This window comes from Spirosoma luteolum (assembly GCF_054778875.1).
The window spans coordinates 162,848-185,753 of record NZ_BAAGZE010000021.1; the positions used below are offsets into that span (position 1 = coordinate 162,848).

Consider the following 22,906-nt stretch of genomic DNA (forward strand, 5'->3'; position numbering starts at 1 on the left):
TTGCCCCCGCTTTTTGATACGCTGCAAAATCGACTTACTCGGCCGCCACCCGCCAGATTCGGCCGGCAGCATCATCGGCAACGAGCATCGCACCGTCGGGGAGCACGGTTACGCCAACCGGCCGACCGTGCACATCCTTGTCGTTAGTGCCAGCCACAAAACCTGTCAAAAAATCTTCGGGTTTGCCGGGCTTGCCGTTTTCGAAGGGCACAAACACAACCTTATAACCCGAAAACGTAGTCCGGTTCCAGGAGCCATGCTGCCCGATAAAAGCCCCGTTCTGGTATTTGGCCGGAAACGCTTTTTTGTCGTAGAACGCCAGGCCCAGCGAAGCGGTGTGGGCGCCCAGCGGCACATCGGGCACCACTGATTTTTTAACCAGATCGGGCCGTTCCCCTTTCCGGCGGGGGTCTTCGTTCGGGCCGAAGTAGGCATACGGCCAGCCGTAGAAAGCGCCCTGCTTCACGCTCGTCAGATAATCGGGCACGAGTTCGTCACCGAGCTCATCACGCTCATTGACAGCCGTGTAGAGCGTTTTGGTCGATGGCTCCCAGCCCATGCCTACCGGGTTACGCAGGCCGCTGGCGTAGATGCGTTCGCCCGTACCGTCGGGGTTTATTTCGAGGATATTGGCCCGGCGCTTTTCGTTTTCGATCCCGTTTTCGCCCACGTTGCTCCCCGAGCCCACCGACACGTAGATTTTGCTGTTGTCGGGGCTGGCCAGCAGGTTACGGGTCCAGTGGTTGTTGTACCCACCGGCGGGCAGATTCAGGATTTTTTTGCCGGGAGCGGTCATCTTGGTCTGGCCGGCTTTGTACGGGTACTGCCACAGGCCGTCGGTATTGGCTACGTAGAAACTGTTACCGATGACCAGCATGCCGAAGGGCTGATTCAGTCCCGCCAGAAATACGTCCTGCATCTCGGGCTTGCCATCCTGGTTGGTATCGCGGAACAGTGTGATCCGGTTAGCACTGGCTTCAGTACGCTCCGATTTGTTCTGGCCCGATACCACCGAGACTACTTTTTTCTTGACGCCCGTTCGCTCGGTATTGGCTTCGGCCACGAATATATCGCCGTTGGGGGCCACGTAGATCCAGCGCGGACTGGCCATATCCCGCGCAAATTCGGTGACGGTGAAGCCGGCCGGTGCTTTGGGCGTCGTACCCTCCGGCCAGTTGATGACGTTACTAAAATGAGCGGCCGACTTTGTCTCATACGGCGCGGGCAGCCGCAGGGTTGTGTCGGCAGTGGCTACCGTAGTCGCCGGCGTGTCGCTTTTCTTTTTCTCGCCACAGCCGGTGAGCAGGGCGCCCAGGGCTGCAGCCAGCACGATCGATTGTTGTTTCATGGTTGAGTCAATTGGTTACAGGCACGATGCGACGTTATACGCCGGTTCTGCCTACCTTGAACAACCCCGTGCTCAACCATTTGGTTATACCGGCCCGCTGAATATGACCCAGTGGCAATCCGCTGTTTTCCGGCCCCGGCAAGTCCGGGTTTTAGGGCGCCTGCTGAGCCGGTGGCAACAGATCGACGGCGTAACGGGCGTAGGGAATGGAGCCCTTATAAAACACGTCGCTCACGGCCTGCATGCCGAAGCGCTGGTAAAAGTCGGCGGCATCGAGCCGGGCGTCGCACCAGAGCGATGTGGCCCCGCGCGTACGGGCCTGTTCGATGATGTGCTGCATCAGTTGCGAACCGATACCCTGCCGCTGGCAGTCGGGGCGGGCCGCAAACTTACGGAACCGGGCTTCGGCGCGGCCGTCAGCTCCCGTTTCTAGAAACAGCGAAATTACAGCCACCAGTTCTCCCGCCCGGAAAGCCCCGTAGTGGAGCCCTTCGGCATCATTAGCCACCCGTACGTAATCATAGGGCTTATCGGGCCACAGCACGGCGTGGCGTATCGGGTAGGTTTCTTCCGCCAGAATAGGTTGTATCGTTAGCATGATTTCTTGACGAATGAAAAAACTTAAAACGGCAATCGGCTAAGGTCGACATTACCACCGGTCAGCACAACGCCGATTTTCTGGCCCGCAAACCGGTCGCGGTATCGGATCAGTACCGCCAGCGGCAGGGCGCAGGAAGGTTCGACAATGATTTTCATCCGTTCCCAGATCAGCCGCATGGCCGCCATGATCTCGGGGTCCGACACGGTGAGTATATCGCCCACGTGGGTACGGATGATACCCAGTGTGCGGGCGCTGAGCGGGGCCGTCAGCCCATCGGCGATGGTGTCGATATATGGGGCGGTTTCCAGCTGACCACTCCGGAACGACAATACGGCATCAGCCGCTCCGTCGGGCTCGCAGCCGATCACCTGCGTGGTGGGCGACAGGTAGTGCGTGGCCAGGGCCACACCACTCAGCAGTCCCCCACCCCCCACCGGCGTCAGCAGCCCGTCGAACGGCTGCGCGGTTCCTTCGTCGGCCAGCAGCTCGACAGCCGTTGTGGCCTGGCCGGCAATGACCCGATCATCATCGAAGGGATGCACCAGCACCGCCCCCGTCTCGGCCATAACCTGCCGTACACCCGCTTCGCGGGCGGCATGATTTGGTTCGCACTCGACCACAGTGGCGCCGTAGCCCCGCACAGCGTCTTTCTTGACCTGCGGGGCCGTTCGGGGCATCACAATGTAGGCCGGCAGCCCCACCTGCCGGGCGGCAAAAGCAACGGCCTGCGCGTGGTTGCCCGACGAATGGGTAGCCACCGCGGGCCCCTCCTGGTTGGCTGCCACCTGCAGGACGGCGTTAAGCCCCCCGCGGGCTTTGAAGGCGCCTACCTTCTGAAAATTCTCGCACTTGAAAAACAGCGATGCACCCACGCGATCGTCGAGGGTTCGGCAGGTCAGCACGGGCGTATGGTGGATGAAGGGGCGAATGCGGTCGTGAGCCGCGCGGATGGTGTCGAGGGCGATCATGGGGGCAAAATAGCTAAAAAGGGCCACTTCGCGCGGGTCGTTCGGCCGTAGCGCAGCCGCCCGGGCCGAATCCCGGCGTCGGGCTGCGTCAATTCTCCAAAGTCGGTTACCTTTGCCTGTACGCCCTGCGCGCCTAAACCCTGATCGATCATGCAAACGTCCCGTCGCCACTTTCTCAAACAATCGGCCGGCACGCTGGCGGCCCTCAGCCTACTGCCCCCCGCCTTCGGTGCCGAAGCGGCCAAAAAGCCTTTCTTCGACATTTCGCTGGCCGAATGGTCGCTTCACAAAGCCCTGTTCGCCAAGAAAATCACCAACCTCGATTTTCCTGTCATTGCCCGCAAGGAGTTCGACATCAGCATTGTCGAATATGTCAATCAGTTTTTCAAGGACAAAGCCCAGGACACGGCTTACCTTAAGGAGCTATTGACCCGTTGCAAGGACAATGGCGTAACGAATCACCTGATCATGATCGACGGAGAAGGTAACCTCGGCGCGTCGGACAAGGCCGAAGCCACCAAAGCCGTCGAGAATCACCACCGCTGGGTTGAATGCGCCAAGTTTCTGGGCTGCCGCACCATCCGGGTCAACGCAGCCGGAACCGGTTCGGCCGAGGAAGTAGCCAAAGCCGCCGTCGATAACCTGAGCCGTCTGGGTGAGTTTGCGCAAACCATGGGCATCAACGTAATCGTTGAAAATCACGGCGGTTACTCCTCCAACGGGCAGTGGCTGGCCGGAGTGATGAAGCAGGTAAACCGCAAAAACGTAGGCACACTGCCCGACTTCGGCAATTTCTGCCTCAAGCGCAACGCCAGCCACGGCTGCGACGAGCAGTATGATCGCTACCAGGGTACGCAGGAACTGATGCCGTTTGCCAAGGGCGTTTCGGCTAAAACGTATGACTTCGACGCCAGTGGCAACTGCATCGAAACTGACTACAACCGCATACTGGCGATTGTGAAGAAAAGCGGATTCCGGGGTATTGCCGGTATTGAATACGAGGGCGACAAGCTCGATGAATACGCCGGCATCCGCCAGACCAAAGCCCTGCTCGAACGCGTTGGCCCCCTGGTCTAAGTCCCTAAACCGACGGTTTTTTGATTTGATTCATGTCCGCTGCTGCCCGTTTTTCCCTGCGCCGATTACCCATCCTGACTTGTCTGGTTGCCGTTTTCCTGGTCAACCGGGCAGTCATGGCCCAGGCCCTCTACGACGTTGGTGAGGTCGAACTGACCAATCATACCGTACGTTTCGGCCAGCTGGCCCTCCGGCAGGGTAAGCAGGGATCCGAACTCAGTCTGCGCGAGGGCGGGCAGCAGCGGTCGTTTTCACCGGCCGAGGTACTCCGGTTTACAATCGGCACGGAATCGTTTGTTACCCGCAACCTGAGCGCCACGTCAGCGCCCAACCTGGTTTTTCTGCGGCAGCTCGTTACCGGGCCCGCGGGCCTGCTGCAGTACCGGCGGACGGATCAATCGGAGGTGTACCTGATCGAACGAAATGACAGCCTGACTGCCCTTAACCCGGCCGATCCGGTTAGAGCCATTCGCACGCTGTTTGCCGACTGCACTCCGTTTCAGGCTGCACTGACGCGCGAGAGCGGCCGGTTTTCGAAGCGCACACTAATAGCCCTCGTAGCCGACTACAACCGGTGCCAGGGAAACGGGCCAGTGCCGTCGCTGCCTGACGCAGCTAATCGATCGATCTGGATTAGCGTTGGCCCCCGACTGTGGGTAACGACCGGCGCCTTTCGGCTGAGCAGCGGAGGAGAAACGACCGAACCATCAACCCGATTCGTCAGCGTGAGCCCGGGGCTGACAGCCCTAATGCACTGGCGTAATCGGGTCGGGCTCGGGCTGGATCTGGCCCTACAGCACCGGGAAGGGCGCTGGAATCTGGACCCGACCAGTAAACGCGTGGTGCTGATCGATAAGCTTAGCGAACGCTCGCTGCTCATCAACCCGTTTCTTCACTACGCGCTGCTCAACCATCGCAACCAGCCTTTTTACGGCCGACTGATGGCCGGACTTGTTTTTAACAAACTGCTGAGCGGCTTTGTCGACGAAAGCACCCGGGCGTTTACCAACCCTGTCCGGCGGTCGATCAACCAGGAAGCCGGCCTGGACGAGGTTGGGTTCAGCGCCGGTGCCGGTTGTACCTGGCAGCCAGCTACCCGTTTGCAACTGACCGTTGACCTGCGTTACATGGTGCTACGGCCGCTCAGCGGATTTGAGCTGCAGAATTATGCGGGTAATTACGCCAGCCTGAAACCCCATTTGCAACCCCTTTCGGCCGCGGTGGGAATTCAGTACCAGTTATAAGCAAATCGCTGTCTGATTGACTCCTGTTTCACCAATACCGTCTATACGTATGCTTACGACCCAGAACGAACTCAACGTCAACCTGATCGGCCATGAATGTGTGGCGGGCGATGGCAGTGCCTTTACCGCCTACGCGCCTGCCCGCGACGAAACCCTGCCCGATGCGTTTACCAACTGCTCGGCCGACCAGGCCCGGGCCGCCGTCGACAAGGCTGCTGCGGCCTTCGGTCCTTATCGGCACCTGCACCCCCACCAGCGAGCCGACTTTCTGGACGCTATTGCGGGCCAGATCGAAGCCATTGGCGACGAACTGATCGACCGGGCTGTACTGGAAAGTGGGTTACCCACCGGCCGGATTTCGGGCGAGCGGGGCCGTACCACCGGACAGCTTCGGCTGTTTGCCAGTCTGCTGCGCGAGGGATCGTGGGTCGATGCCCGCATCAACCCCGCCCTGCCCGACCGCAAACCCATTCCCCGGCCCGACCTGCGGCAGATGTTGCAACCCCTCGGGCCAGTGGTTGTGTTCGGGGCCAGCAACTTTCCACTGGCATTCTCGGTAGCGGGGGGCGATACCACCTCGGCCCTGGCGGCTGGCTGTCCGGTTGTGTTTAAAGCGCACCCCGCCCACCCCGGCACCTCATCGCTGGTCGGCATGGCCATCGTGGCCGCAGCCAAACAAACGGGCATGCCCGACGGTGTGTTCTCGCTACTCCACGCCGACACGGAAGTAGCCCAGCAACTGGTGGCTCACCCGGCCGTGAAAGCCGTTGGGTTTACCGGCTCGCGCCGGGGCGGTCTGGCGCTGCAGCGCATTGCGCAGGAGCGGCCCGAACCCATTCCGGTCTACGCCGAAATGAGCGCCGTGAATCCGGTAGTCATTTTCCCCGGTGCCCTGCGCGACGCGACGGGCCCTCACTCAGCCACGGCCGTGGCCGAAGGGCTGGCTTTCTCCATCACGCTCGGGGTTGGGCAGTTCTGCACCAATCCGGGCCTGGTTTTTCTGCTCGACTCGCACCGCACCCCCGAATTTCTGGACACGCTGTCGGCCAAAATACGGGCATCGACTCCGGCAACGATGCTGACGAGCGGTATTCGGCAGGCCTTCGACAAGGGCATTCAGCACCTGGCCGTGCTGCCGGGCGTACATCGGCAGGCCGAAAGCGATCAGGCCCCCGATGCGGGCCAGAACCAGGGTCGCCCCACGGTATTGACCACCACAGCCGCGCAGTTTCTGGCCAGTACTGAGCTGGGTGAGGAAGTGTTCGGACCCAGTTCGCTGGTGGTGATCTGCGCTACGGAAGATGAGCTGGCGGCTTGCCTCAACGGGCTGGAAGGCCAGCTGACGGCCACCCTCTACGCCACGCTCGACGAGTTGCAGCAGTCGCCCATCGACTGGGTCGACCGGTTGCAGGCAAAGGCTGGCCGGCTGCTGTTCGGGGGCTTTCCGACGGGTGTCGAAGTCAGTGAAGCCATGACCCACGGCGGGCCTTACCCGGCTACGACCGACGGGGGCCGCTCGACGTCGGTCGGTACGGGGGCTATTCTGCGATTCGTTCGGCCGGTGAGCTACCAGAGCTTCCCCGAAGCCCTCCTGCCGCTGGCGCTTCAGGATACCAACCCGCTCGGTATCTGGCGAAACCTGGATGGGCAGCTGACGAAATAAATACCGAGATCGGCCTACACGGCGAAGGGGGGCAGCACCGATTGGTCTGCCCCCCTTCGTTTTGAGCGCCCCATTTATTTTCTGATCAGCTCGATGGCACAGCCGCCCGTTTACAACGATCTGGATGCATAAAACCTGGAGCCCCAAACCATTATACGTGGGCCTGGGGCTCCAGGTTATCAGAATTTAACTATTATTTCAGACTGCCCATACCGCCATCGACGCCAATGATCTGACCGGTGATCCAGCCGGCCTGGTCGCCCAGCAGGTAGGCTGCCATGCCAGCAATATCGTCGGCCGAACCAACCCGGCTGAGCGGATGGCGTTTGCCGGCGGCTTCGCGCCGTTCGGGCGTGTTAAGTAGGTTCTGCGCCAGCGGGGTGTCGGTCAGCGACGGCGCTACGGCGTTGACCCGTATCTGCAGGGGCGCAAACTCAGCGGCCAGCGACTTGGTCAGGCCTTCGACAGCCGATTTGGCCACTGCTACCGACGAATGCAGTCCCATACCGAGCCTGGCCGCTACCGTGCTGAACAGAACAATGCTGCTGCCTTTAGCGGCTTTCAGCGCCGTCAGCGAGGCATGAATAGCCCCTACAGCGCCCAACACGTTGAGTTCGAGGTCGGCCCGGTAATCGGCGGGTTCGAGCCGCTGGAAGGGTTTGAGATTAATGGAGCCGGGGCAGTAGATGAGCCCGTGCAGCACGGGTGGCAGCTGCGTCAGGGCATCGGTGGCCGGCGTCTGCGTTACGTCCCAACTCATGTGGGTCGACTGGATGCCGGCGGGTTGCTGACGACCAGCGGTGAATAAGGTGGCTCCCGCAGCCTGAAGCTGGGTGGCCAGTGCGTGACCGATGCCGGAGCTGGCCCCTATGATGAGAATGTTTTTACCCTGCATGAAACACGTTGTGGTTTATGGACGCCAGCCGACTGGATAGCCTCCATAAACCACAAACGGTTGTTTACCTAAATGGTTACGTTCGACTGGGCGATGTAACGCAGCAGTTCCTGCCGGGTAGGTTCTTCGTCGAACTTGCCGCCGTAGGAAGCCGTGATTGTGCTCGAGTTGATGTCGTGTACCCCCCGCGTGGAAACACACAGGTGTTTGGCATCGATAATGACCGCCACATCCTCCGTCTGAAGCACTTTTTTCAGTTCGCTGGCGATCTGAATGGTCAGCCGCTCCTGCACCTGCGGGCGCTTGCTGTAGTACTCTACAATCCGGTTCAGCTTCGACAGGCCGATTACTTTGCCGCTCGAAATGTAGGCCACGTGCGCTTTGCCCATGATGGGTACAAAGTGGTGCTCGCAGTAGGTCTGAACGGTAATATCTTTCTCCACCAGCATCTCCTGGTAGCGAAATTTATTGTCGAATAGGGTGGCCTGCGGCTTGTTGGCCGGGTCGAGCCCCCGAAAAATTTCGTTGACGTACATTTTAGCCACCCGTCGGGGCGACCCTTTCAGGCTGTCGTCGGTCAGATCGAGACCCAGGATGTTCATGATCTCGCGGAAATGCTCTTCGATCAGGTCAATCTTGGTTTCGTTGTCGAGCGCGAAGGCGTCGGGGCGCATAGGGGTATCAATGGCAGCCGCTCCGTGCACATCACCAATTTCATCGGCCAGCAGGTGATCTACGTCTTTGCCGTCATACCCGTTCGCGTCGGGGTAAAGTCCGTCGCGGTGAACACCATTATGCGGGGTATTCGACGAAGTTCCGTTCCGTTTCATACAGTCTGATTTTAAGGTCTAAGCCTTCGTGTAGCTGGCTTCTCAGCCGTTGATAAATAACAATGGCAATGTTTTCGGCCGATGGATTGAGATCGGCAAACTCCTCGGTATCCAGATTCAGATTTTTATGATCGAAGCGATCGGTTACTTCGATCCGAATCAGGTCGCCCAGCACTTTCATGTCCATTACGTAGCCCGTTTCGGGGTCGACGGGGCCAGTCACCTGCACAATCAGATCGTAGTTATGGCCGTGGTAGTTGGGGTTGTTGCACTTGCCGTAGACGCGGGTATTTTTCTCGTCCGACCAGTTGGGGTTGTGGAGCCGGTGGGCAGCATTGAAGTGTTCTTTTCGGAACACGGCAACCCGGGGAGCATCAGTCATACAATCGTGAAATCAAAGTAAGTACGCACTGCAGGGGCCGGCCGGTACAAAGGTTGTGTACTACACGGGCCACTGGCGGGGCTTGCGGAAAGGCGACCCCGTTGGTGGTGTCATCATCCCAACCAGCCGTTTTGCGCTTTTGTTTCAGCACCCTTTCGGCGTATTCCGGCCAGGAAAACCAATCTCCCGCTTAACGCCGGAGTTGCCCGTTCAGTTCCGGTATCGGTTGGGGAACCGATCGAACCCGGTCTCAGTTGCAAGGCCATGTATCGTTTCCGACGACGTATGCTTTTCGCCCTGATTCTGGTGGCCGTACTGGCCGTATCTGCGTTTATATTCCTGCAATCGTCGCCCTTCGGTGCCTCGCCCCGGGCCAGCCGGCTGGCCCGCATTCAGCAGTCGCCCAACTTCCGCGACGGGTCGTTCCAGAACATCGAACCGACCGACGTGATGCGGCAGGATGCGTCGTATTTCGACATGCTGAAGGACTTTGTGAACAAACCAGCCGACAATGTTCCGCCCAAGCCCCTGCCCACCGTCCGGACAGACCTGACGGCGCTCCCCGACGATCAGCCCACGGTGGTCTGGTTCGGCCATTCGTCCTACCTTATTAAATCGAAAGGCACTACGATTCTGGTCGACCCGGTGTTTAGTGGCTACACGGCGCCTGTATCGTTTTTTAGCAAGGCATTTCCCGGTACGAATGTGTATAGTGCCGACGACATGCCGGCCATCGACATGCTCATCCTGACCCACGATCATTATGATCATCTCGATGCCGAAACGCTGCCCAAACTACTGCCCAAGGTAAAAAAGGTGTACACGGCGCTGGGCGTTGGGGCACACCTCGAACGCTGGGGATACCCCGCCGACCGGATTGTGGAGTTCGACTGGTGGGAGTCGCACCGGATGGGCGACAGCATCGACCTCACGGCTACGCCGGCCCGCCATTTCTCGGGCCGGGGCCTGAAGCGGGGCCAGACACTCTGGACATCCTTTGTGCTGAACCTCAATGGGTATCGTCTGTTCCTGGGGGGCGACTCGGGCTACAGCAATCAGTTTAAAAAAATCGGCGAGCAGTTTGGCCCGTTCGATCTGGCCCTGCTCGAGTGCGGACAGTATGGTCGCGACTGGCCCAACATCCACATGCTTCCAGAGCAGACCGCCCAGGCGGCCCATGATCTGCGGGCCCGGGCGCTGCAGCCTGTTCACTGGGCCAAATTTGCCCTGGCGCTGCATCCGTGGGACGAACCGATTAAACGCCTGACCGCCGAAGCGGCCAAAACGGGCCTTATCCTGGCCACCCCGCAGATCGGCGAACCCGTCGTTATCGGCAAGCCCTTCCCCCAACGGGCCTGGTGGACGTTTTAACCCGTTGTGGAGTCGGGGCGTTAGCGAGTTTTAAAGTTAGAGCGTTGTAGGGTCGTAGCGTTATAGCGTTGACAAGTCAGGCAGTTGGCGCGATAGTGTCGTGTTGTGCGAGCGCATGGGTTGATGGTCGGTTTATTTGAATCAGGACTCCTCAATCATCCGCCCCCAAAGTCATACAACCATCAAACGTTACAGTATAACCTCCAAACTCAACAACTATACAACCTAACAATTGTATAACTCCACAACGTTACAACTTCTCAACTTCGCTTCCCCGGCCCGCTGTGCTGAATACCATTTCGCGTTTCTGGTTATATTGCCCGGAGTTTGGCTGTTCCGACGGTAATCGGACATCCGGCCCTAGTCTGATCGCAATACCAACGCTTTATGGATTACGTTTCCTCCCGACGTGCGTTTCTGCGCACGGCTGCCCTGACGGGTACAGCCGCCACTGTTTTTCCGTCGATTCTGACCGGCGCCAAAGCCCCGGCCCCCATGGCCCGGCTTGGTTTTATCGGGGTTGGTTCCCGGGGCCGCAGCCACGTTGAACAGGCCCTGTTCCGCGATGATGTGGTCATTCCGGCGATCTGCGACATCGACCCGGCCAGCATTGCCAGCACCAACGAGCTGTTTAAAAAAGCCGGAAAACCCCTTCCCAAGGCTTACACCAATGGCGACGAAGCCTTCCTGGAGATGCTCAAACGGGACGACATCGACGGCGTGGTAATTGCAACACCCTGGGAATGGCACACGCCCATGGCCGTGGCGACTATGAAAGCCGGCAAGTACGCCGGCGTGGAGGTGTCGGCAACGGTAACGCTGAAAGAATCGTGGGATCTGGTGAACACCCACGAGAAGACCGGTGCCCACTGCATGATTCTGGAAAACGTTTGCTACCGGCGCGACGTGCTGGCCGTTCTGAATATGATCCGGCAGGGGATGTTTGGCGAAATGACCTACGCCCACTGCGGCTATCAGCACGACCTGCGCGACATTAAATTTAACGATGGCAAGCACTATGCCGGCGGTGGAGTCGAGTTTGGCGTTAAAGGCTACGCCGAAGCCCGCTGGCGTACCCAGCACTCCGTCGACCGCAACGGCGACCTCTACCCCACCCACGGCCTCGGCCCCGTTGCGCACTGGTTCGATATCAACCGCGGCAATCGCTTCGTTCACCTGACCAGCACGGCCACCAAAAGCCGCGGCCTGCACAAATACGTGGTCGATCACGGGGGCGCTAAACACCCCAATGCTAATGTCAACTTCAAACTGGGCGACGTAGTGACGACGGTCATTCAGTGCGCCAATGGCGAAAACATCGTGATTATTCACGATACAAACTCCCCGCGCCCCTATTCGCTTGGTTTCCGGGCCCAGGGTACCCAGGGCATCTGGATGGATGATAACGACATGATTTACCTGGAAGGCAAAAGCCCCAAACCCCACGCGTGGGAGCCGTTTAAGGCCTATCAGGAGCAGTACGATCACCCCCTCTGGAAACGCCACGCCCAGACTGCCGAAAGCGCGGGCCACGGCGGCATCGATTATTTCGTGATGCGGGCCTTTATCGAATCCGTCAAAAACAAAACGGCACCCCCGATCGACGTATACGATGCTGCGGTCTGGAGCGCCATCAGCCCACTCTCCGAAGAAAGCATTGCCCACGGCAGTAAATCCGTCGAAATTCCGGATTTTACCCGGGGAAAATGGAAAACCAACAAGCCTATTTTTGGCCTGAACGACGCATTTTAACACCAATTATTCGGTAAATACGGCAGGATTGTGTTGTTTTGTAAAATATTTTAAAATATCCTTCCGTTTCCCACTGCTATTCCGAACGCATTCATGACACCTACGGCACCGTCAACCAAAACCAGTTCGTACTTGGGCCCGCTGCTCATTATCGGGGCTTTGTTTTTCATCTTCGGCTTTGTGACCTGGGTCAACAGCGTGCTGATCGCTTTCTTCAAGGAAGCCTTTAGTCTGACCGCCTTTCAGTCGACGCTCGTTGCCTTTGCGTTCTTCATCTCCTATACGCTGATGGCCATTCCATCGTCGGCGGTGCTGAAGCGAACCGGGTTCAAGAACGGCATGTCGCTGGGGCTCATTGCCATGGCCGTGGGTACCCTCATTTTCATTCCGGCGGCCAAGGTTGTCTCCTACCCCCTGTTTCTGGTGGGGCTGTTCGTGATCGGCATCGGGCTGACCATTTTGCAGACGGCTTCCAATCCGTACGTCACCATCCTGGGGCCCCGCGAGTCGGCGGCCCAGCGCATCAGCTTCATGGGTATCGCCAACAAGCTGGCGGGCATCATCAGCCAGCTCGTATTTGGCCCGCTGCTGCTCTCTACCGCCGGCTCCGTAACGGGCACGGCCTCGCTTGAAAAAGTAGTTACCCCCTATCTGATTCTGACCGGTGTGCTGGTGGTACTGGCCATTTTGATCCGCTTCTCGACACTGCCCGAGGTATCCGAAGAGCAGGACGACACCACCGGCTCGAGTGGGGTGGTAACCACTGAACACAGCAGCGTGTGGCAGTACCCGAACCTGGTGCTGGGCGTACTGGCACTGTTCTGCTACGTGGGGGCCGAAGTCATGACCGGCGACCTGATTATCAGTTACGGCCAGGCCATGGGGTTCAGCAATGACGAAGCCAAATTCTTTACAACCTACACGCTCTACGGCCTGCTGGCCGGCTACCTGCTGAGCATCGTGCTCATTCCACGTGTGATCAGCCAGCAGAACGCCCTCCGGTTTGGTGCCCTGCTGGCGCTGGTTCTGTCGGCAGCCGCCTTGCTGACCAGCGGGTTTGTATCGATTCTGTGCATCGCCCTGCTGGGTTTTGCCATCTCGCCCATGTGGCCGGCCATCTGGCCCCTGGCGCTCAATCAACTGGGCCGGTTCACCAAACTGGGGTCGGCCTTGCTGATTATGGGTATTTCGGGCGGGGCGCTGTTTCCGCTCCTGCACGGCTACCTGTCCGACGCCATCAATCCCAAAGCCGGCTATACCCTGCTGCTGCCCATTTTTGCCTTTATTCTCTACTACGCCACCCTCGGCTACAAGAAAACCCGCTGGTAATGCGCGTAACCACGTCGACGCCGGGGCGTATCTGCCTGTTTGGTGAGCATCTGGACTACCTGGGCCTGCCCGTGATTGCGGCCGCCATTTCGCGCCGGATCGCCATCACGGCCGAATCGGACCAGACACCTTCCGTTCGACTCGACCTCCCCGACCTGGGGGGGCGAGTCGAATTTTCGATTTCGGAACAGCCGCTCGCTTACGCCGACACCCGCGATTATTTCCGGTCGGCCATCAACGTGCTGCTGCGCGAGGGCTACACCTTCGGCCGGGGCCTGTCGGGCACCGTGCGGGGCAACATCCCGATCAATTCGGGTACGTCGAGTTCGTCGGCGCTACTGGTCAGCTGGCTCAACCTGCTTACCCACCTGGCCGATGTGCCCCGCCCCCTCGAACGGGCTTCACTGGCCGAACTGGCCTACGCGGCCGAGGTGCTTGAATTTGGCGAGCCGGGCGGTATGATGGACCACTATGCCACGGCCGTCGGTCAGGTTATCTACCTCGAATCGACCCCGGCCATTCACCTGCGCAGCCTGAGCCCCCCGCTGGGCACGTTCGTGCTGGGCGATTCGGGCGAGCCGAAAGACACCATTGGCATACTGAGCCGTGTAAAACTGGGCATGCTGGCCATCGACAGGCGCCTGCGTGCCCTCGACCCCACGTTCTCGCTCCATACAGCCGAACTGACTCAGGCTACCGAGTTCAAGGATATCTTGTCGAAGCCTGATTACCGGTTGCTGAAAGGCACGCTGGCCAACCGTGATCTGCTGCGGCAAGCGCTGCCCCTGCTCGACGGGACGCTCCCGCTCGACCACGCCCGTTTTGGTCAGTTGCTGACCGAGCACCAGGCTAACCTCCGCGATGCCCAGGGTATCTCGACGCCCAAAATCGACCGGATGCTGCAGGCTGCCCTCGACGCCGGCGCACTGGGCGGAAAAATAAACGGCTCGGGCGGGGGAGGCTGTATGTTTGCCTACGCCCCTACTGACCCCGAACGGGTGGCAGCCGCCATCGAGCGCGAAGGCGGGCGGGCCTATGTGATTACCGTGGCCGACGGCACCACGGCTACCCAAGAACCGGTTTTATAGCCCGTTTAGCGGCTTTTTGCCCTTTTCTGCGTAGTTTACCCACATGACCGATCCGCTCCCCGACGCCACTCCCGCGCCCAAACCCGTCCTGCGCCGGGCCCTCAACACGGCCCAGCTGTGGGCCATTGCTGTGGGCATGGTTATCTCGGGCGATTACTTTGGCTGGAACTACGGCTGGGCCGTGGCCGGTACCATTGGGTTTCTGGTGGCTACCCTGCTCGTTACGGTGCTATACCTGACTTTTATTTTCAGTTATACCGAACTCACCACCGCCATTCCTGATGCCGGTGGTCCCTTTGCCTATGCCCTGCGGGCGTTCGGCCCCATTGGGGGCTTTATCGCGGGGTTCGCCACGCTGGTCGATTTTCTGATGGCGCCCCCCGCCATTGCCGCGGCCCTTGGGGCCTACGCTCACTTTCTAAACCCCGCCCTGCCCGTGTTGTGGGTTGCGGCCGGCTCCTACCTTGTTTTTATCGGCATCAACCTGTTCGGCATTCGCGAGTCGGCCAATTTTTCCGTTATCGTTACCGTGCTGTCGGTGGCTGAGCTGCTCATTTTCATGGCGCTGGTAGTCCCGGCCTACCGAACCGAAAACGTGCTCGCCCACAACGAATCGTTTGGTTTGGGAGGCATCTTTGCCGCGCTGCCCTTTGCCATCTGGTTCTACCTGGCCATCGAAGGCGTTGCCATGGTGGCCGAAGAAGTGCGCAATCCGATGAAGACGATTCCGCGGGGCTACCTGCTCAGCATCGGCACGCTGGTGGTACTGGCACTGGCCACCATGATCCTCTGCGCCGGCGTGGGCGACTGGCGGCTGCTGAGTACGATCGACTACCCGCTGCCCGAAACACTGGCCATGGCGCTGGGCCGCAGTAACCCCTGGGCCAAAATCTTTGCCGGCCTGGGCCTTTTCGGCCTCATTGCCTCGTTTCATGCCAATACGCTGGGGTATTCACGCCAGTTATTTGCGCTGGCCCGGGCGGGTTATCTGCCCCGTTTTCTGGCCGAGGTGAGTCCGCGCTTTCAAACCCCGCACTGGTCGCTGATCGTGGGCGGCCTGGTTGGGCTGGCCGCTCTTTTCTCAGGCACGACAGGTCAGATCATTACCCTGTCGGTTATTGGCGCGCTGGTCATGTACATGGCCAGTCTGCTGAGTCTGTTCCGGTTACGACGTACGGAGCCCACCCTCAGCCGGCCCTTCCGTACCCCCGGCTACCCCGTGGTGCCGTTCGTGGCGTTGCTACTTTCGCTTATCTGCCTGGTTTCGATTGCCTGGTATAACCCCGGTCTGAGCGCCCTGTTTGTGGGACTTCTGCTGGCCGGCTGGCTGGCTTACCGCATCTGGGTACTGCCCGCCCTGCCCCGGACAACCGCCTGAACGTACCGAAAACAAGGTTCTTTTGCGTATTTTCGGCCAATTACCCCATTCACCCTACCGGACCGATGACAAGCCGGTTTGCCTATGATTCGTTTTGATCGCCTGCGGTCGCTGTTCCGTCGGGCTGTCCCGTCGGCGGTACCCACCCCCGCTCCCCCGCCGGAGCCACGGCCGGTACCCGGGTCAGCCACCCCACCCGTTTCGCTTCCCGTTTTTACGCCACCCCTGCCGGGCCCACTGCCCCACTGGCTGGCCGACGAAGCCCGGCTGCGCAACGAAGGTGTTTACCTGGGCCTTTCCGACGCCCACCCCGACGACTGGCTGGCGGCTATCCGGGCCGCCTATGCCGGGCAAATGGCGCACCTCAACAGCCGGATCGATCTGCTCACCGAGCAGCTGCGGACCGAACAGGCGCAGCTCGACGAGCGCCGGTCGCAACTCGCAACCCTGCGTGGAGAGCAGATGGCCTGGCAACAGCAGCACCCCGCACCCGTCCAGTTTCTCCGTCCGCTTGCCGGTCTGTCTGGTACCGCCCTACTGGCCGCGGGTGCGTTCGTCCTTACCGATACTACGCTTTATGAAGCCTATCCCAGCCACCTGATTACCGGGAGTCTGGTGCTGGTAGCCTGTTTGTGGCCGTTTAACCGAACTGCTCAGCGGCCGGTCAGCCAGCCAACGCACCTCATCCGCCTTTTTATGGCCGAGGGACTCCTTCCACTGGCGGCAGCGCTTTTTGTGTGGTTCACGGCGGCTCAGCGCCTTGGTGTATGGCAGGCTGGGGCAATCGCCGGGCTGTTGTTGCTTGGCTATCTGGTCGTCGGCCAGCTGGCCCCCCGGCTGCTCCGGGATCTTGACCAGGCTCTCGATGCCTGGCAACAGAACAGGCAGCTTCAGCTCGAGCGCCCCCTGCAACTGGCCCGGCTGACCGGGCAGCAGCACGAGTTGTTACGAGAAATCGACCGGCTCATGGCACAGAAAGCGGCCCTCCGGGCGTTTCTTCAGGAGACAGCTGCCGAACTGAGTCAGCAGGAAGCCCGGCGCGATGGCCTGATTCATTTGTTTCTGGGTGAGTTTGCCCTCGCCCGCAGCCTGCGCGAACGACTGACCGAATCGCAGCGGGCGGCCCTGTTCAGCTAGACCCGGGCCAGCCTGTGAGGGTGTCTCCTGCGCCCGGCTGGCCGTTATAAATGGCCGGCACCTGCGTTATAAACCGACATTTGACCTATGGAACCAACGAACCAACCCGATTTTCAGCATGGGTATGCCAGTGGCATCGAAGGCGTGAATCGTGAAACATACGAAGGCTATCTGTCGAGCCAGGTCAGTACCGACTGGCTCAACGACCGAATCGGCGAAAAACGCGCCGAACTGACCACGACCGAACAGCGCCTGGCCGACGCCACCGATGCGCACCGCACCGCCTATGCCGAGCTGCAAACCCACGCTGTGCAGGTGGAGCGGCTGGCGCGGCAGGTAGAAACCCGGCAGGCCGACCGGGCGCAGCTGCTGGCCGACCGCGAGCTGCTGCAGCTGCGCCGGGCCAAAGCCGCCCCCGACTATTCGCTGCTGGCCGGGCTGCTTTTTCTGGTTGCCGGGGTGTCGTTTCTGGCCGGCGATCTCATTATCTCTCACGAGATTGTGGCCTATGCCCTTAATATCCGTAACACCAATGAAGCCTGGGCTTTCGCCGTCGGGCTGGCCATGGTATCGGTCCTGCTCAAACCAGCCTACGACCGACTGATCGAACAGCCTTATCACGACAACCCAACCCAACATGGAGGGCGCTACCAGCGGTTTAAAATTGCGCTGGCTCTTTTCTCGGTACTGACGCTGGCCGTGCTGGGCTGGTTCCGCTACGAAGCCTACCGCACCGACCAGTTGAAGGCGGCCATCAACAAGTCGGTAAAGCAGTTGCAGCTGGGTGGCGACCCCATGGCCGACACCCAGACGCTGAGCCCGGCCGTCATGCGCAAAATCGAACAGCAGCTGGCCGCTTCGAGTGAGCTGAACCTGGCCCTTGTCGATAGCCCGTGGGCCCTGTTGTCGTTTGTGCTGAGCGGTATTCTATTCGCGCTGGCGGGGGCGGTCTGCCTCGGCATTGCCCTGCCCGTATTGTCGGCATTCTGGTTCCGATGGCTGCAGGCCGACATTAAACTGGGCAAGTATCGCCGGCGGCTCCGGCGGCTCGATAAAGAGCTGGCTCCCATCGAAAGCGAACTGGCCGAGCAGCGCACCCGGCAGAATGTGCTGCAGCACAACATCGACCTGCTACCCGGCCTCGACGAATTGAAAGCCCGCATCCGGACGTTGACTGCCGACCTCACCGACTTGCTGGCCGAGCTGAAACTGGCGCAGACCGATAGCCGGATCAGCAACTTCAACGACGGCTACGGTCAGGGCGAAGCCTCCCGCGCTACCCTCAGCGACGATGAACAGCGGCAGCTCAGGGCGCAGTTTCTGCCGGTGCAGCCCCGACCCAATGGGCAGCAGCCCGGTACCAACGGCAAAGCCCAGCCGATGCACCCCTACCAAACCGTCAGAAACTATTTATCGGATGAGTTATAGGCCGTTGGTGGCTCTACTGAATGACCAGCCCGGCTACCAGCCCGCCCAGAATGAGCACAACGGGCGGCACGCGGGTGTACAGCAGCAGCAGCATGGTCAGCCCCACCACCAGCACCGAAGGCAGATACGGTAGCATGGGCTGCAGCAATACGACGGCGGCAGCTGCCGTAAGCCCCGAACTGGCCGCGTTGATGCCATCGAGCGACGCCCGCACCACCCGGTAACGCTTGAGCTGCTCCCAGAACCGGTACACAAAGAAGATCAGAAAGGCCCCCGGCAGGAAGATACCCGCCGTGGCCACGCAGCTGCCCCACAGCTGCCCGTGCAGGCCACTATGACGCATGGAGAGGGCGCCGATATACGACGCGAAAGCAAAGACCGGCCCCGGCACGGCCTGCACCAGACCCAGCCCCGACAGAAACTCTTCGCGGCTGAGGTAATGCTTGAAGGCTACAAACTCATTGTACAGCATCGGCGTGAGTACCTGCCCTCCGCCGAAGACGAGGCTTCCGTTGCGGTAAAAGTTCTCGAATAAGCGTACGGGCAGCGACTGCGTGACAGCCCCCAGACCAGCCGCGGCAATGAGTACGCCCAGCCAAAGAAAAAAGTTGGACCACTGAATCTGGAGGGGCTGCTTCTCCATCCGGGCCTGTTTTTCGTAGGTCAGGCCCGTGGTGAGTCCGCCAATGATAATCACCAGCGGAGTCATGTAGGGCGACCGGAACAGGTAAGCCGCAATGGCAGCCAGCACGGCCAGGAGCAGGCTGACGCGGTTTTTGATTACTTTCTGCCCGATCCGGAAGCCAGCAATGATCAGGAAGCCTACCGCCATCGGCGGAATGAAACGGGCAAACTGCAGCGACAGGTGCTTACGCTCGAGGTAGTACATGCCCATACCGGCTGCCGTCATGATGCAGACGGCCGGTAATACCCAGATGAGCAGGGTAATGTATGCCAGGTTGGGGCCGCCAATTTTGTAGCCGACGGCCGTTATGGTCTGGGTCGACGTGGGTCCGGGCAGAATCTGGCAAAGCGCATTCAGTTCCAGCAGTTCGGCTTCGGTCAGGTAAGCCCGTTTCTTCACAAACCGCTCGTAGAGCATGGCCAGGTGAACCTGTGGCCCGCCAAAGGTGGTGAGCGCCAGAATGAGCACATCCTTCAGGAAAATCAGGTACCGGATCCGGCGAACCGGGGCAATCGGCGGTAAAAGATGGGCCATAGACGCGGCAGAAAACGCATGCGCCGGCTCGGGTGGCGGGCCGGCGCATCGATATACACAATCAGGCCTTCTTAAGACCGAGTTCCATGAGCCGCTCGTTCAGAAATTCACCCGCCGTCATGTCGACGTATAGCTTCGGGTGCTGGGCGTCGATACAGCTGGGCAGACTACTCAGATCCATGTCGCCCCGGGGGTGCATGAAGAAAGGAATCGAGTAGCGCGACTGATTCATTTTTTCACGGGGTGGGTTCACCACCTGGTGAATCGTCGACTTCAGCTTGTGGTTGGTCAGCCGGTCGAGCATATCCCCGACATTCACAATTACCTGATCGGGCAGGGCCGTGATGGCAATCCATTTCCCGTCGCGCCGGAGCACTTCCAGCCCGTCGGCCGAAGCGCCCATCAGCAGCGTAATCAGGTTGATGTCGCCGTGGGCAGCCGCCCGAACGGCGCCATCGGGCGTAGTAGTAGGATCGAGCGGGAAGTAGTGCAGGGCCCGCAGAATGCTGTCGCCGTTCTGCACCTTGTCGTCGAAATAGGTTTCGGGCAGGTCGAGGTACAGCGCAATGGCCCGCAGCAATTGCCGGCCCGCCTGTTCAAGGGTCCGGTAGGCGGTCAGTGCAGCCTCCGAAAAGTCAGGAAACTCGGTGGGTAGCACGTTGGCGGGCATATCGCCCACGGGCTCGGGCTGACCGATGTGATAAAATTCCTTCAGGTCGGCTATTTTAAAGCCTTTGGCCGTTTCCTTACCCTTGCCAATGTACCCCCGCTGCCCATTGAGATCGGGGCGCTCATACTGCTGTTTGAGTGCATCGGGCGCCTGGAAAAAGTCCTGTGCCGATGCGTAAAGTTTCTCGGTCAACGCATCGGTCAGGCCGTGGTTTTTAATGGCCACAAACCCGATCTGGTTGAACGCACGACCCAGATCCTGTACGAACCGGGCTTTCCGATCCGCATCGCCCGACGTAAAATCTGCCAGATCCAGCGATGGGATCTCATCGTATAACTCTTCGTTTGTCATGAATACGGTAGTTTCTACACAAATATAAAAAAGTTATAGGCTCACAGCGGTATCAGCCGCTGCAGTAACCAATCTGCGAGGCCATGCAATACGACCTTTCCTACTGATCAGAAGGCTTTTACAAGAAAATAGCATCGACTGGCAACTGAGGGGAAAGCACTCGCCGAAGCGACCGTTTTTCCTCGCACCAACCGATGCTATGCTGAACCGGGCGTTTGGGCCTAGCCGGCGAAATGTTTGCCGATTTTATCCCAGTCGAATACGTTCCACACGGCGGTTACGTACTCGGGCCGACGGTTCTGATATTTCAGGTAGTAGGCGTGTTCCCACACGTCGAGCCCCATGATGGGCGTGCCTTTTTTCTCGGCCAGCGCCATCAGCGGGTTATCCTGGTTAGGCGTCGTCACAATCTCAACGTCGTTGCCCGATTTGATCAGCCATACCCATCCCGAGCCGAAGCGTGCCGTAGCCGCCTTACCCCACTCGGTTTTGAAATTATCGAACGAGCCGAATTTCTTGTTGATGGCCGCAGCCAGTGCTCCTTTAGGCGCGCCACCGGCGTTGGGCCCCAGAATGTTCCAGAAGAAGGTATGGTTCCAGTGTCCTCCCGCGTTGTTACGCACGGCAGCCGGCGTGCCTGCATTCACACTTTTCACCAGCGCGTCGATGTCCATCTTGGCCATATCGGTGCCGGCCACGGCTTTGTTTAGGTTGTCGACATACGCTTTGTGGTGCTTGCCGTGGTGAATCTCCATCGTCATTTTGTCGATATGGGGTTCAAGGGCAGCAGCATCGAACGGCAGGGGAGCCAGCTTGAACGGGCCTTCGGTCTGCCCGGCCGAAAAGCCAAACGAACGGAAGGCAAGCAGGCCGGCCGAAGCCCCCAGGGTTAGTTTCAGAAATTCGGAGCGATTCATGCGAATTGTCGGTTTGTAGGCGAAAAAAAAGCGTTCATCAAAACAACGCACGCAGGCGCGAGCTGTTTTGCCGAACGCAAATAAACAAGTTTTTGGCAGGACCGAACGACAGGTGGCGGGCTTTATTCCAGCATTTCCGGCCCCTGGCGGACGGGTTTGGCCAAGGTCGGTGCCTGTGGGCCGCTAACCCGTTCACGGCCAGGCACTAGTCGTAGGCAATGCGGCTGAGGATGCTCCGGCCAAGCGTAACCTCATCGGCATATTCCAGGTCGCCCCCGATGGGCACGCCCCGGGCAATGGTCGAGATGCGCAGGTTAAACGGACGGAGTCGTTTCTGTAGGTAAAACGCCGTAGTGTCGCCTTCCATGGTGGGGCTGATGGCCAGAATAATCTCCCGAACGGGCTCGCCGTCGGTGCTTTTGAGCCGTTCGATGAGCGAGTCGATCTGCAGGTCGCTGGGACCGATGCCCTCGACGGGAGAGATAATCCCTCCCAGCACGTGGTAAAGCCCCTTGTACTGCGCTGTATTTTCGATAGCCAGCACATCGCGGGTATCTTCAACGACGCAGATCAGCGACTGATCGCGTTTGTGGCTGGCGCAGATGCTACAGATATCGTTGTCGGCAAGGTTGTGGCACTTGCGGCAATACTGCACGCCGGAGCGCATGGCCGTCAGGCTCTGGGCCAGCGTTTCGGTTTGTTCTTCGTCGCGTTTGAGCAGGTGCAGCACGAGCCGAAGCGCCGTTTTCTTACCGATCCCCGGCAGTTTCGACACTTCGTTCACCGCATCTTCAATTAATTTGGATGGGTATTCCATTCATTGAGTGGTTGAGCCATGGAGCGGTTGAGCGTTGGCGCCGATAACTAGTCAGCCACGCAATCACTCAATCACACATGCGCAATTAGTTCAGGACCTCCGCTGAAATGCCGCGCCGGCAGATTTCGTTACGCATCGGCACGAGCTCATCCCACGACCCGTTTTTGACGGTGCACTTGCCTTTATAGTGAATCAGAAGGGTGCATTGTTCCGCCTGTTCGGGAGTGTGGCCACATACATCGATCAGCGTATCGATAACATGATCGAAGGTGTTCACTTCATCGTTGAAAACGACGAGGTTGTGAACGTCGGTTTCGACAACGTCTTCCAGCAGGAGGGTATCGCTCTCTTCAAAAGGTTGCATCGGAGTTAAAATCGTGTTTACTTAGCAAATTTACGCCAAAACGGGCAGTTTTGAAAGCGCTTGCTATCCAGTAAAAT

21 protein-coding genes are annotated in these 22,906 nt (G+C 59.4%); 10 read left to right on the forward strand and 11 right to left on the reverse strand.

Annotation, left to right across the window (positions count from 1 at the left end; translation table 11 throughout):
* Positions 1-34 precede the first annotated feature (34 nt).
* The 3 genes from ACYVAC_RS18910 to ACYVAC_RS18920 all read right to left on the reverse strand — a co-directional run bounded on the left by ACYVAC_RS18910 (position 35) and on the right by ACYVAC_RS18920 (position 2,917).
* Positions 35-1,348 carry a PQQ-dependent sugar dehydrogenase gene (locus ACYVAC_RS18910; RefSeq protein WP_461099348.1) on the reverse strand — a complete coding sequence of 438 codons (1,314 nt, stop codon included), beginning with the start codon at positions 1,346-1,348 and terminating at the stop codon, positions 35-37.
* 151 nt (positions 1,349-1,499) lie between these two features.
* Positions 1,500-1,946 carry a GNAT family N-acetyltransferase gene (locus tag ACYVAC_RS18915; protein WP_461099349.1) on the reverse strand — a complete coding sequence of 149 codons (447 nt, stop codon included), beginning with the start codon at positions 1,944-1,946 and terminating at the stop codon, positions 1,500-1,502.
* Between the two features lie 23 nt (positions 1,947-1,969).
* Positions 1,970-2,917 carry a threonine ammonia-lyase gene (locus ACYVAC_RS18920; protein ID WP_461099350.1) on the reverse strand — a complete coding sequence of 316 codons (948 nt, stop codon included), beginning with the start codon at positions 2,915-2,917 and terminating at the stop codon, positions 1,970-1,972.
* 150 nt (positions 2,918-3,067) lie between these two features.
* Here ACYVAC_RS18920 and ACYVAC_RS18925 point away from each other — a divergent pair, with 150 nt between their 5' ends.
* From ACYVAC_RS18925 to ACYVAC_RS18935, 3 genes are read left to right on the forward strand one after another with little or no spacing between them, the layout of a single operon-like run.
* Positions 3,068-3,994 (forward strand): TIM barrel protein, encoded by a 927-nt coding sequence (locus tag ACYVAC_RS18925; protein ID WP_461099351.1) that lies wholly within the window; start codon positions 3,068-3,070, stop codon positions 3,992-3,994.
* A 32-nt stretch (positions 3,995-4,026) separates the two neighbouring features.
* Positions 4,027-5,238: a hypothetical protein gene (locus ACYVAC_RS18930; protein WP_461099352.1), complete on the forward strand. Its 1,212-nt coding sequence runs from the start codon at positions 4,027-4,029 to the stop codon at positions 5,236-5,238.
* Between the two features lie 49 nt (positions 5,239-5,287).
* Positions 5,288-6,901, forward strand: coding sequence for an aldehyde dehydrogenase (NADP(+)) (locus ACYVAC_RS18935; protein WP_461099353.1), 1,614 nt, complete (start codon positions 5,288-5,290; stop codon positions 6,899-6,901).
* A gap of 193 nt (positions 6,902-7,094) precedes the next feature.
* On the opposite strand, the gene ACYVAC_RS18940 is transcribed toward ACYVAC_RS18935, so the two are convergent.
* The 3 genes from ACYVAC_RS18940 to ACYVAC_RS18950 form a co-directional block, all read right to left on the reverse strand.
* Positions 7,095-7,796, reverse strand: coding sequence for an SDR family NAD(P)-dependent oxidoreductase (locus ACYVAC_RS18940; RefSeq protein WP_461099354.1), 702 nt, complete (start codon positions 7,794-7,796; stop codon positions 7,095-7,097).
* Between the two features lie 68 nt (positions 7,797-7,864).
* Positions 7,865-8,626, reverse strand: coding sequence for a GTP cyclohydrolase I FolE (folE, locus tag ACYVAC_RS18945; protein ID WP_461099355.1), 762 nt, complete (start codon positions 8,624-8,626; stop codon positions 7,865-7,867).
* A complete protein-coding gene (locus tag ACYVAC_RS18950; RefSeq protein WP_461099356.1) occupies positions 8,589-9,008 on the reverse strand; it encodes a 6-pyruvoyl trahydropterin synthase family protein in 420 nt (139 codons plus the stop codon). The genes folE and ACYVAC_RS18950 overlap by 38 nt, the downstream gene beginning before the upstream one ends.
* 285 nt (positions 9,009-9,293) lie before the next feature.
* On the opposite strand from ACYVAC_RS18950, the gene ACYVAC_RS18955 reads away from it, so the two are divergent.
* From ACYVAC_RS18955 to ACYVAC_RS18985, 7 genes are all read left to right on the forward strand, one after another.
* Positions 9,294-10,379 (forward strand): MBL fold metallo-hydrolase, encoded by a 1,086-nt coding sequence (locus ACYVAC_RS18955; protein WP_461099357.1) that lies wholly within the window; start codon positions 9,294-9,296, stop codon positions 10,377-10,379.
* 387 nt (positions 10,380-10,766) lie between these two features.
* The gene (locus ACYVAC_RS18960; RefSeq protein WP_461099358.1) at positions 10,767-12,131 is read left to right on the forward strand and encodes a Gfo/Idh/MocA family protein; all 1,365 of its coding nucleotides are present in this window, start codon (positions 10,767-10,769) and stop codon (positions 12,129-12,131) included.
* Positions 12,132-12,224: 93 nt separating this feature from the next.
* Complete coding sequence (locus ACYVAC_RS18965) at positions 12,225-13,460, forward strand: sugar MFS transporter (RefSeq protein WP_461099359.1); 1,236 nt, start codon at positions 12,225-12,227, stop codon at positions 13,458-13,460.
* Positions 13,460-14,548, forward strand: a complete 1,089-nt coding sequence (locus tag ACYVAC_RS18970) for a mevalonate kinase family protein (RefSeq protein ID WP_461099360.1) — start codon at positions 13,460-13,462, stop codon at positions 14,546-14,548. The genes ACYVAC_RS18965 and ACYVAC_RS18970 overlap by 1 nt, the downstream gene beginning before the upstream one ends.
* Before the next feature lie 43 nt (positions 14,549-14,591).
* Positions 14,592-15,926, forward strand: coding sequence for an ethanolamine permease (eat, locus tag ACYVAC_RS18975; protein WP_461099361.1), 1,335 nt, complete (start codon positions 14,592-14,594; stop codon positions 15,924-15,926).
* Positions 15,927-16,010: 84 nt separating this feature from the next.
* Entirely contained in the window at positions 16,011-17,063 is a 1,053-nt protein-coding gene (locus tag ACYVAC_RS18980) for a hypothetical protein (protein WP_461099362.1), read from the forward strand.
* Positions 17,064-17,150: 87 nt separating this feature from the next.
* On the forward strand, positions 17,151-18,491 hold the full coding sequence (locus tag ACYVAC_RS18985) for a hypothetical protein (RefSeq protein WP_461099363.1): 1,341 nt from the start codon (positions 17,151-17,153) through the stop codon (positions 18,489-18,491).
* A 13-nt stretch (positions 18,492-18,504) separates the two neighbouring features.
* Here the strand turns inward: ACYVAC_RS18985 and chrA are convergent, their stop codons facing one another.
* From chrA to ACYVAC_RS19010, 5 genes are all read right to left on the reverse strand, one after another.
* Complete coding sequence (chrA, locus tag ACYVAC_RS18990; RefSeq protein ID WP_461099364.1) at positions 18,505-19,710, reverse strand: chromate efflux transporter; 1,206 nt, start codon at positions 19,708-19,710, stop codon at positions 18,505-18,507.
* Between the two features lie 61 nt (positions 19,711-19,771).
* Entirely contained in the window at positions 19,772-20,731 is a 960-nt protein-coding gene (locus ACYVAC_RS18995) for an isopenicillin N synthase family dioxygenase (RefSeq protein ID WP_461099365.1), read from the reverse strand.
* A 221-nt stretch (positions 20,732-20,952) separates the two neighbouring features.
* Complete coding sequence (locus tag ACYVAC_RS19000) at positions 20,953-21,648, reverse strand: superoxide dismutase (RefSeq protein ID WP_461099366.1); 696 nt, start codon at positions 21,646-21,648, stop codon at positions 20,953-20,955.
* Positions 21,649-21,853: 205 nt separating this feature from the next.
* Positions 21,854-22,465, reverse strand: coding sequence for a recombination mediator RecR (recR, locus tag ACYVAC_RS19005; RefSeq protein ID WP_461099367.1), 612 nt, complete (start codon positions 22,463-22,465; stop codon positions 21,854-21,856).
* A gap of 85 nt (positions 22,466-22,550) precedes the next feature.
* On the reverse strand, positions 22,551-22,829 hold the full coding sequence (locus tag ACYVAC_RS19010; protein WP_461099368.1) for an ATP-dependent Clp protease adaptor ClpS: 279 nt from the start codon (positions 22,827-22,829) through the stop codon (positions 22,551-22,553).
* Positions 22,830-22,906: the final 77 nt, after the last annotated feature.